We start from the raw sequence: 8,634 nt of genomic DNA, 5'->3' as shown, positions 1-8,634 counted from the left end.
CGACCTCGACGTCGATGCCCACCTTCTGCCCGTGATCGATGACGGTGGTCTTGAACCCCTGGTCCACCAGGGCCTTCTGCACCGTGTCGGTGTCGGCGGCGACCTTGTCCAGCAACGCGATCCCAGCGGCGTTGTCGTGCGCCGACGCAGCCAGCACCACCACCGCGATCACCAGACCGAGGACATCAACTGCCAGGCCGCGCTTGCGGCCTGGGACTTTTTTTGCCGCGTCCCTTCCGGTGGTGTCGGCGGGCACCCCGACGGCCGCGTGCAGGCTCTGGGTGTCCAGCACCACCAGGCTCGGGTCGGCCTTGCGCCCCCGGCTCTCGCGGACCTGCCAGCGCAGCAGATCATGGATGGTCTGGTCAGTGCCGTCGTCGCGCCACTTGTAGAAGTAGTACTTCACTGCGCCGGCCGGGGGCAGGTCGTGGGGGAGGTAGGCCCACTGGCAGCCGGTACGGGACTGGTAGAGCAGGGCGTTGACGATCTCCCGCATCTCGTAAGTGCCCTGGTGGCCGCTGACGGAGGGATGCTGAGCCTTCCAGGAGGCGATGACGGGCTCGATCAGGGCCCACCGCTCGTCGGACAAGTCGCTCTTGTAGAGCTGGCGGTCACTCACGAGGAACACTCCAGCACGACAGGACACCCCGATCAGCCCCGATACGCATCTGCCACACGTTCCAGCGACAACAAACACGACATCACGTCACATACCGCCCTCTGACACCACGCCCCAGCTCACGGACCGAAGCGGCCACCGCTACGCACCCGACCAACCCCGTTGGCACGGTGACGACGGCAGCCCGCTGATGATGGAGCCTCTGCCCGGCATCACCCGTCGGCAGATCGACACCAGCATCAACTCCCAATGGCGCTACCGCGCCGCACTCCCTCTCCCCCAGGGTGAACCTGTCACCCTGGGCGAGGGCCGCACCCCGTTGCTGCAGCGCACCCTCGCCGGCCTGCGGGTCACCATCAAGACCGAGTCCATGAACCCCACCGGCAGTTTCAAGGACCGCGGCAGCTCCGTCATGATCAGTACGCTGCGCCACCAAGGCGTCATGCAGATCCTGGAGGACTCCAGCGGCAACGGTGGCTCCTCCGTCGCCGCCTACTGCGCCGCCGCCGGCATCGACGCCCAGATCATCGCGCCCGCCTCCGCCTCTCCCTCGAAGATCGTGCAAAGCCGCCTGCACGGAGCCGACGTGGACCTCGTCCCCGGCAGCCGTCAGGACGTCGCCGACGAAGCCATCCGACGTGCCGGCACCCGCTTCTACGCAAGCCACAACTGGCACCCTCAGTTCCTTCAGGGCGTCAAGCTGATCGCCTACGAGATTTGGGAGGATCTGCGCTTCACCGCCCCCTCGGCCGTGCTCGTCCCCGCGTGTGCCGGCAGCCTCGTTCTGGGATGCGCCATGGGCTTCGCCGAGCTCAAACGGTCCGGCGAGATCCACCAGGTGCCCCGCATCCTGGTCAGCCAGCCCCAGCAGTGCTGCCCCCTCGTCCGCGCCTTCACCAGTGGAGCCGCCGCCGTCGACGCTCGTACCTGGCCCGCGACGCTCGCCGAGGGGACGGCCATCGCCCAGCCGGTGCGCGATCGGGAAGTCCTCCAGGCGATCCGGGACAGCAACGGCGCCGCCACCGTGGTGGCCGAGGACGAACTCCTGCCCGCCGTCCGAGAGCTCGCCGCCACCGGCGTGTACGTCGAGCCCACCAGCGCCCAAGTCCTACCGGCTCTCCGCCAGTTCAGCGCTACGGGACACGTCAGCCCCAACGACACCGTCGTCCTGGTCCTGACCGGCTCCGGACTCAAGGCCGGCCAGGCCCTGAGTCGGCTCGTCGCCGACTAGCGCGTCTCCCCGCGCCCCGGGACACCGCTAGCCGCCAGCCGGACCGGCAGGGCATCCGCGAACACCAGGGCCCGAACTGGATCTGGATCTGGATCTGAGGCTGGGACTCCACCTGGGTCGGCGCCGGTGTCCTCGCTCTTGGCCTCTGCGGGGTGGTGGCGCCCTCCAGTCCCCGACGACTTCGACCACATTGTCGGTGCCGACGGCGGGATCTTCGCCCGGTGGATCGATCACCTGGGGCATGCCGCCTTGTCCGTTGCTGGATATCAGCTCAGTTGCTCGGCCAGCCCGACGATGATGTCCGCCGAGCCGCGGAGGTAGCAGAGCAGATAGCTGTCCCAGCGGTGACCATCACCCCCAGCAGCAGGCCGAGGGTGTCGGCCACGACGTGCCGCTTGCGTCCGTTGACCAGCCTGCCGCCGTCGAAGCCACGGGTTCCGGCGCCGACCACTGCATCCGCCTTGACCAACTGCGACTCCGCGTCCGTCATGTCGCTCGGATACCGACGCTCTCGCAGCCGATTGTCAGCAGCGTTTCCGAACCGGTGAGCCAGACAGTCACGCTCCCGAGTACCCGCGGTGGACTGCGCGGGCATCGGCACGCAAGACTGCGACACCAGGACCTCCTGTTGCTCGGTGATTCGACACCAGCGAGCTGTTCAGGAAGCCCTCCTCGCATGCGCCGGGCACCCGACGATCACCCAATCGAGACGGCCGATCGAGCACCAAGTCCCCAGAGCATTACGACAAAAGCTACCTACGCGTCGGCTGCTCCGGCAGGGCGAGCCAGTCCGGCCAGGAGATCTCGCGGCCGAGGAAGCGCGGCTGCTCGAACGGCCAATCGGCGGAGATCCACTGCGGCACCAGCTCGTCGAGGGCCTGCTCGACCTTGCTGCCCACCAGTTCGTCCACCACCCACCAGGAGATCTCGCCGTCCGCGCCAGCCCTCTCCGGTGGGTCGATGTAAACGCAGCCGAGCAGAGCTGTCTCCGCCTTGTCGAACAGCGCGTAGTTGAAAGACTGGTGTGCGGCGATCTCCTTCTCGTGCCGCAACAGGTCGGCCTGGTCGGCCTCGTATGTCATGGTGGCCGCGGGCCAGCCCCAGGCTGGGCCGAAGATGGTCCACAGCCGCTCGCGCGAACCCATCACAGCCGGATAGTCGAGCGGGGTGTCCGCCTCCCGGATCGGCCGCAGGTGATGACCACTGCCCGGCAGCTGTACGAGGACGGGATGGACGAAGTCATCGGGGAGCCAGCTCATAGCGCCCGACCGTAGCAGCGCGCGGCCGTCCGCTCCCCTGGATTTTCCCCGTATACCGCCAGCCCTGCTCTCATGCCGGGCAGTGTCCGCGATCACCCGATCGAGACTCCCGTTCGATCGACAGACTCCATGATCGGTATGGCAACGGCTTCTATGGCACATCGGCGCGAGGTCGCCCGCTGGTCAGATGGGTGAGGTAGGGGCCAACGTCACCGCAGGCTGGGTCGTGCGGAACGGCTGGAGTAGCCGCTCTCAGCTTCTCGGCAGTAGCGGTCGCACTACGTGAGCCAAATGCAGAAGAGGTGCCCGCCGCACGGACGCCCTCTCCTCCACGTTCTGTCCGGGCGCACCACGGGACCGGCCCGAGCCATCCGGCACCTGGCCCCGGGCGGCTACTGCCGCAACACCACTGCGGGGCGTGTCCGGCTGTAGGGCCTGTTGCGAAAGCAGATCGACTGTCAGACCTGTCTGGGATGCTCTGGCCATGGAGATGACGCTGCAACTGACGATCGACTGCTCCGATCCGCAGAGGATGGTGACTTTCTGGGCCGAGGCCTTGGGTTACGTGCCTGAGCCTCCGCCGGGCGGGCATGCCACATGGCGTGCTTACTGGGCGGCGATGGGGGTGCCCGAGGCAGAGTTGCCGGCCGGTGCCGGGGATATCCCGGAGTCGATCATCGATCCTGCGGGACGTGGACCAAGGGTGTGGTTCCAGCAGGTTCCCGAGCCGAAGGCCGCCAAGAACCGGTGGCACTTCGACCTGAAGGTCGGTGGGGGCCGTGACGTACCGCTGGACGTACGCACGCTGCGGGTCAAGGCTGCGGTGGAAGAGCTGGTCAAAGCTGGTGCCGCCGTGCTGCGGATCAAGGATGAGCCGGCCATGGGTCTCTACGCCGCCGCCATGCAGGACCCCGAAGGCAACGAATTCGACATCGTCTGAGGGGCGTTGTGACGGTGCCGGTCACAACCACTCGTTCACGGCTGCGACCAGCACCGTCGCCTCGTAGCGGACGGAGAGCTGGTCGTACCGGGCGGCCACTGTCCTGTGCCCTTTGAGTAACGGTTCGAACTGCGGCGGGTCCCCGCGCCGCCCCAGGTCACCACGCGCGTCATGGGCTGAGCATCTGGCAGTTGCGCGGGTGGTCGGCCTTCGCCGGGAAGGTGTAGCGCGGCCCGCGGCGGCGCCAGTAGGCACCGTTCTTGTGGGCTGCGTACGCGTACGCCTTGTCGGCCCGCGCCGCGATCGCGGACATGGTGACGAGACGGGCAGGGGGCGATGCGGCCCAAGGCGAGGCCGGCTGCGACTACTCACCCGGCGGTTGCGGCGGCTGCTCGGAGTCCGGCGATTCCCTGGTCCAGGGCGGCGCGAAGATGGTCGGAACTGCCGGTTGCCAGCAGGATCGACACCCCGCCCTGGAGCCCCGCCAGCAGCGCCGCCGCTGTCCGGTCGACATCGAGTCCGGCCGGAAGGCGGCCCGCCGACTGCATGGCCCGGACACCGGCAGCCAACTGCTCCTGCCACTCCCGCAGCAGCTCCACCACGATCGCCCGAGCCCCCGGGGTATCCCGGCCGACCTGCAGGAACAGCGAGCCCAGGGGGCAGTGGTCGCCCTGCCGCTCATAGCGTTCGAGAACCGCGTCGCGCCAGCGTGACCAGGCCGCCCAGGAATCCAGGCAGCCCAGGTGCGGCTGCTGGTCGGCCAGCACGCGGTCGGCCTCCAACTGGGCCACCGCGAGCAGCAGTGCGTCCTTGCCGTCGGGGAAGTAGTGGAACAGCTGGCTCTTGCTCGTGCGGGTGCGGCCCAGCACGTCGTCCAGTGTGGCCGCCGCGACGCCCTTCTCCCGCAGCACCTCCGCAGCCCCCTGGATGATCCGGGCACGGGTGGCCTCTCCCTTGGCCGTCAATGTTCCACGCATAGCGCTCCTTCTGTGGACCCTGTGGTCCACTTTAGTCGGTCACCGCTCCCTCGGACTGGACTTGCGAGTCCATTTTGTGCGGGCCACCATCGAGGCCGTCAGTTCGTCCGCACCACCCAACCCCACGGGAGCAATCCGCGTCATGAGTAATCGCCTGAGCAGCAAAAACGCACTGGTCACCGGCGCCACCAGCAACATCGGCCGGGCCATCGCGGTGGCCCTGGCCGCCGAGGGCGCGCATGTCGCCATGTCCGGCCGTAACCGTGCGCGCGGTGAGAAGGTCGTCGCCGAGATCCGCAGCGCGGGCGGCAGGGCAGACTTCGTGGCCGCCGACCTCGACGGCACCTCGGCCGCCTCTCGCGCCCTCGCCGAGGACGCGCTGCACACCCTCGGCGGCCGGATCGACATCCTCGTGAACAACGCTGGTATCTACCCCAGCCCGAGCACGCCCGACACCGATGAGGAGACCTTCGACCGCATCTACGCGGTCAATGTCAAGGCGCCGTTCTTCCTCACCGCCGCCCTGGCGTCCGCGATGGTCGAGGCCGGGGGCGGCGCGGTGGTCAACCTCGGTTCCTGGATCGCCAGGCTGGCCGTCCCCGTCGGCTCCGTCTACAGCGCATCCAAGGCGGCGATGGAGTCTCTCACTCGCAGCTGGGCTGCCGAATTCGGTGCGCAGGGGGTCCGTGTCAACGCCGTGTCGCCCGGTGTGGTCCACACGCCCACTCCCGCCGGCGCCCCGGCCCATCCCGGCGACGTCATGATGCGGGGCACCCCGGCCGGTGCCCATGGCCTGCCCGAGGCGATCGGCCAGGCCGTGGTCTACCTGGCCTCGGACGAGGCGGCCTTTGTGCATGGCACCGTGCTGGATGTGGACGGCGGCCGCACGGCCGTGGCCGTCATCGCCGGCTGAGACGCGGGCCGGCATCGCCGCCGCCCTCTGTGACGGCCGCTACCACCACCGGCTCGCGCAAGCTCTCGGTCTCAGGTGACAGCCGTCGCAGTGGGGCATGATCCGCTCGTGGAACGCATCATCGACCTCGATCAGGCAGCCGCAGTAATCGCGGAGCGGGCTGAGCAATGGCTGGCAGCCGGTCTCAAGGTTGGGCAGGTGACGTGGCGGGACGCCACCGCGCCGTGGCCTCAGCGGCTTGAGACTGACCGTGGTCTCATGCGTGATCCCGACTCCGTCGGCGTGCTCATCCGCGGTCCCGCGGACGCCGAGTTGTCCGTCGTGCTGTTTCGGGGCGGCTGGGCCGACGTGGACTACTGGGACGGTCTCGACGACGGCGGACCGATACCGGCGTTCGACATCAACTCAGCCGCGGCCTTCACCACCCGGCTCGACCTATGGGTGCCGCGCGTCTTCGGGAACCTCGGCGAGAACGCGACGACGTGAGGTCCCGCGTCGAGCCGGACCGGCCGATGCGGAGTAGGTGCTGGATCGCGTTTCGTGGTGGGCCTGGAAGGACTTGCCGGCGCCTCATTCCAGTCGCTTGAACCGGTGGGCGGCCCACATCAAAGCCCCTGCGCCACTGATAAGGAGCAGGGTCGCTTCCAAGGGGAGGGGCAGCTGCCAGCCGGCCCATTCCAGGCCATCGACGGCCGTCCTGTTCGGTACCTGTAGGGCGATGCTGCCGCGGAGCAGGTCGACGCCGTAGGCGAGCGGGTTCGCGGCGGCCAGGACGTGGGTCCAGCCTGGGAGGGACTGGAGTGGGAAGAAGCCGCCGGAGAGAAACAGCAGGGGCATCATCACCACGCCGAGCAACGTGTGGAACGCCTCGGGTCTGCGGAGGCTCACCGCCAGGGTCAGGGCGAGGGCGGTGATGGTGAAGGAGATCAGGATCATCCCGGCGAGAAGCAGCGCCAGGAGGAGCGGGTCGTAGGGCAGACCGACTACGCCCGCCAGGCTGAGCAGTACGGCGCCCTGGGCCGTGGCGACGAGGGTGCCGCCGGCGCAGCTTCCCAGGAGCAGGGTTGAGCGGCTGACCGGGGCCATCAGGAGTTCGCGCAGGTAGCCGCTCTGGCGGTCGGTGATCAGGCGGATGCCGACCAGGATGGCCGGCGTCTGCACCGTCATCATCAGCATGCCGGGGAAGAGGTAGGTCTGGTAGCCGACCCCCAGTGATGAGTTGGGGATGAGAGCGGCCAGCCCGCCTCCCAGGATCAGGAGGTACAGCACGGGATGGAGCAGCATCAGCGTGGTGTGGGCCCGCTGGCCGGCCAGGCGCAGCAGATCGCGGTAGATCAGGGCGTGGATCGCGCGCAGTTCGTGTTGCAGGCGGGTTGGCCGTTCCCTGCCCAAGGCGCCGGAAGGGGCGCTGGGGGTGTCGAGAGGGAGTGTGGTCATCGGCCGCCGCCCGTTGCTGTCGTGGGCTCGCACGAGGTGGACGTGGTCGGTGCCGGGTCGGGGGGCGCGCCGTGGATGCTGCGGCCGGTGTGGTGGAAGAAGACGTCGTCGAGTGTGGGCGGGGTCGCGGAAGCGGCTCGGACGGCGATGCCGTGGCCTTCCAGCGCCGCGCACAAGCGGGGAATCCAGGAGCTGCCGTCGGGCACGCGCAGGCAGACCCCGCCGGGGTCCACGGTGACGGAGTGTTCCGGCGGCGCGATCCGTCGGACGACCTGGTGTGCCGTGGCGTCGTCGTTGGTGTGCAGCACGACCCGGTCGTCTCCGATCGCGGCTTTCAGTGCGAGGGGGGTGCCTTGTGCCACCAGCCGGCCGTGGTCGATGATGGCGACGCGGTCGCAGTTTCCCGCCTCTTCCAAGTGGTGGGTGGTGACGAAGAGCGTGGTGCCGTGCCGCTCGCGCAGGGCGTACAGGTGCGCCCAGATCTGAGCGCGGGCGTGGGGGTCCAGGCCGGTGGTCGGTTCGTCCAGGAACAGCAGGCTGGGCGCGTGCAGCAGCTGACGGGCGATTTCTAGGCGGCGCCGCATTCCGCCTGACAAGGTGCGTACGGGGGAACGCCGCCGGTCGGTCAGTCCGGCCACCTCCAGGACCTCGGCAGCGCGCTGTCGGGTATAGCCGCGTCGAATCCCGTAGAGGCGTGCGTGAATGCGGAGGTTCTGTTCGGACGTCAGGTCCGGGTCCAGTGCGCTGTGCTGGAACAGCATGCCGACCCGTTGTCGTACCTGGTGGGGCTGTGCGAGCACATCCGCGCCTGCCACCGTGGCGTGGCCGGCTGTGGGGCGGGCCAGGGCGCACAACATGGCGATCGTGGTGGACTTCCCGGCGCCGTTGGGGCCGAGGAAGGCGAAGGTCTCGCCTTGTCGCACGTCCAGATCCAGGCCTCTGACGGCGTAGGTGGTCGCCCCGTCCGGTCCGGGGTAGGTCTTGGTCAGGCCGCGTGTGCTGATGGCGCACTTGGAGTCCGGAGGTGGGTGTGTGGCGTTCGGGCTGGCAATGGCGGCTGTTGCGAGGGCCGCATGGGCGAGATCGTCATCACCGGTGTGAAGCTGCATGGGGTCCGGTCCTCGTCTGGTGGTCACCATTCGGTTCCGCTCGGCCTGTGACACGAGGCCTTTGCGCTGTCCGGCCCGCGTGTCCTGTGTCGTGTGTCGTTGGGAACGGTTGTGCCGGAGGTCGAGTCGGCGGTCCGGCCGGCGGCTGT

Annotated in this window: 10 protein-coding genes and 1 pseudogene; 4 read left to right on the top strand and 7 right to left on the bottom strand. The window is 68.7% G+C overall.

Features of this window, described 5'->3' with window-relative positions:
- On the bottom strand, nucleotides 1-619 hold a 619-nt coding region (locus E6P78_RS13790), incomplete at its 3' end, for an IS5 family transposase (protein ID WP_136203858.1).
- 190 nt (nucleotides 620-809) lie between these two features.
- Between E6P78_RS13790 and E6P78_RS13785 the strand changes: the two genes are divergently transcribed.
- Entirely contained in the window at nucleotides 810-1,850 is a 1,041-nt protein-coding gene (locus E6P78_RS13785) for a threonine synthase (protein ID WP_240799203.1), read from the top strand.
- Nucleotides 1,851-2,190: 340 nt separating this feature from the next.
- On the opposite strand, the pseudogene E6P78_RS13780 reads toward E6P78_RS13785, so the two are convergent.
- A pseudogene (locus tag E6P78_RS13780) lies at nucleotides 2,191-2,286 on the bottom strand (IS5/IS1182 family transposase); the annotation flags it as partial.
- Nucleotides 2,287-2,602: 316 nt separating this feature from the next.
- Nucleotides 2,603-3,109: a GNAT family N-acetyltransferase gene (locus tag E6P78_RS13775; RefSeq protein ID WP_136203856.1), complete on the bottom strand. Its 507-nt coding sequence runs from the start codon at nucleotides 3,107-3,109 to the stop codon at nucleotides 2,603-2,605.
- Nucleotides 3,110-3,593: 484 nt separating this feature from the next.
- On the opposite strand from E6P78_RS13775, the gene E6P78_RS13770 reads away from it, so the two are divergent.
- Nucleotides 3,594-4,049: a VOC family protein gene (locus tag E6P78_RS13770; protein WP_136203855.1), complete on the top strand. Its 456-nt coding sequence runs from the start codon at nucleotides 3,594-3,596 to the stop codon at nucleotides 4,047-4,049.
- A 169-nt stretch (nucleotides 4,050-4,218) separates the two neighbouring features.
- Here the strand turns inward: E6P78_RS13770 and E6P78_RS32770 are convergent, their stop codons facing one another.
- Nucleotides 4,219-4,362 carry a hypothetical protein gene (locus E6P78_RS32770; RefSeq protein WP_168712618.1) on the bottom strand — a complete coding sequence of 48 codons (144 nt, stop codon included), beginning with the start codon at nucleotides 4,360-4,362 and terminating at the stop codon, nucleotides 4,219-4,221.
- A gap of 55 nt (nucleotides 4,363-4,417) precedes the next feature.
- The gene (locus E6P78_RS13765; protein WP_136203854.1) at nucleotides 4,418-5,026 is read right to left on the bottom strand and encodes a TetR/AcrR family transcriptional regulator; all 609 of its coding nucleotides are present in this window, start codon (nucleotides 5,024-5,026) and stop codon (nucleotides 4,418-4,420) included.
- A 142-nt stretch (nucleotides 5,027-5,168) separates the two neighbouring features.
- On the opposite strand from E6P78_RS13765, the gene E6P78_RS13760 reads away from it, so the two are divergent.
- Together E6P78_RS13760 and E6P78_RS13755 are read left to right on the top strand one after the other, a co-directional pair.
- Entirely contained in the window at nucleotides 5,169-5,939 is a 771-nt protein-coding gene (locus tag E6P78_RS13760; protein WP_136203853.1) for an SDR family oxidoreductase, read from the top strand.
- Between the two features lie 108 nt (nucleotides 5,940-6,047).
- The gene (locus tag E6P78_RS13755) at nucleotides 6,048-6,425 is read left to right on the top strand and encodes a hypothetical protein (protein WP_240799202.1); all 378 of its coding nucleotides are present in this window, start codon (nucleotides 6,048-6,050) and stop codon (nucleotides 6,423-6,425) included.
- An 84-nt stretch (nucleotides 6,426-6,509) separates the two neighbouring features.
- Here E6P78_RS13755 and E6P78_RS13750 read toward each other — a convergent pair whose 3' ends face one another.
- Both E6P78_RS13750 and E6P78_RS13745 read right to left on the bottom strand, forming a co-directional pair.
- Entirely contained in the window at nucleotides 6,510-7,376 is an 867-nt protein-coding gene (locus E6P78_RS13750) for an ABC transporter permease (protein ID WP_136203852.1), read from the bottom strand.
- Nucleotides 7,373-8,485 (bottom strand): ATP-binding cassette domain-containing protein, encoded by a 1,113-nt coding sequence (locus E6P78_RS13745; RefSeq protein ID WP_136203851.1) that lies wholly within the window; start codon nucleotides 8,483-8,485, stop codon nucleotides 7,373-7,375. Before E6P78_RS13745 ends, E6P78_RS13750 begins: the two co-directional genes overlap by 4 nt.
- Nucleotides 8,486-8,634: the final 149 nt, after the last annotated feature.

This window comes from Streptomyces sp. A0958, assembly GCF_004795035.1.
GTDB lineage: Bacteria > Actinomycetota > Actinomycetes > Streptomycetales > Streptomycetaceae > Streptomyces.
Note: the sequence above shows the minus strand (reverse complement) of the source record. Positions and strands in the feature narration are given on the sequence as shown.

What these genes read in the sequence shown, in the direction of transcription:
- E6P78_RS13745 (WP_136203851.1), bottom strand. Translation starts at nt 8,485, where the DNA reads ATGCAGCTTCACACCGGTGATGACGATCTCGCCCATGCGGCCCTCGCA.
- E6P78_RS13785 (WP_240799203.1), top strand. Translation starts at nt 810, where the DNA reads ATGATGGAGCCTCTGCCCGGCATCACCCGTCGGCAGATCGACACCAGC.
- E6P78_RS13770 (WP_136203855.1), top strand. Translation starts at nt 3,594, where the DNA reads ATGGAGATGACGCTGCAACTGACGATCGACTGCTCCGATCCGCAGAGG.
- E6P78_RS13775 (WP_136203856.1), bottom strand. Translation starts at nt 3,109, where the DNA reads ATGAGCTGGCTCCCCGATGACTTCGTCCATCCCGTCCTCGTACAGCTG.
- E6P78_RS13760 (WP_136203853.1), top strand. Translation starts at nt 5,169, where the DNA reads ATGAGTAATCGCCTGAGCAGCAAAAACGCACTGGTCACCGGCGCCACC.
- E6P78_RS32770 (WP_168712618.1), bottom strand. Translation starts at nt 4,362, where the DNA reads ATGTCCGCGATCGCGGCGCGGGCCGACAAGGCGTACGCGTACGCAGCC.
- E6P78_RS13750 (WP_136203852.1), bottom strand. Translation starts at nt 7,376, where the DNA reads ATGACCACACTCCCTCTCGACACCCCCAGCGCCCCTTCCGGCGCCTTG.
- E6P78_RS13765 (WP_136203854.1), bottom strand. Translation starts at nt 5,026, where the DNA reads ATGCGTGGAACATTGACGGCCAAGGGAGAGGCCACCCGTGCCCGGATC.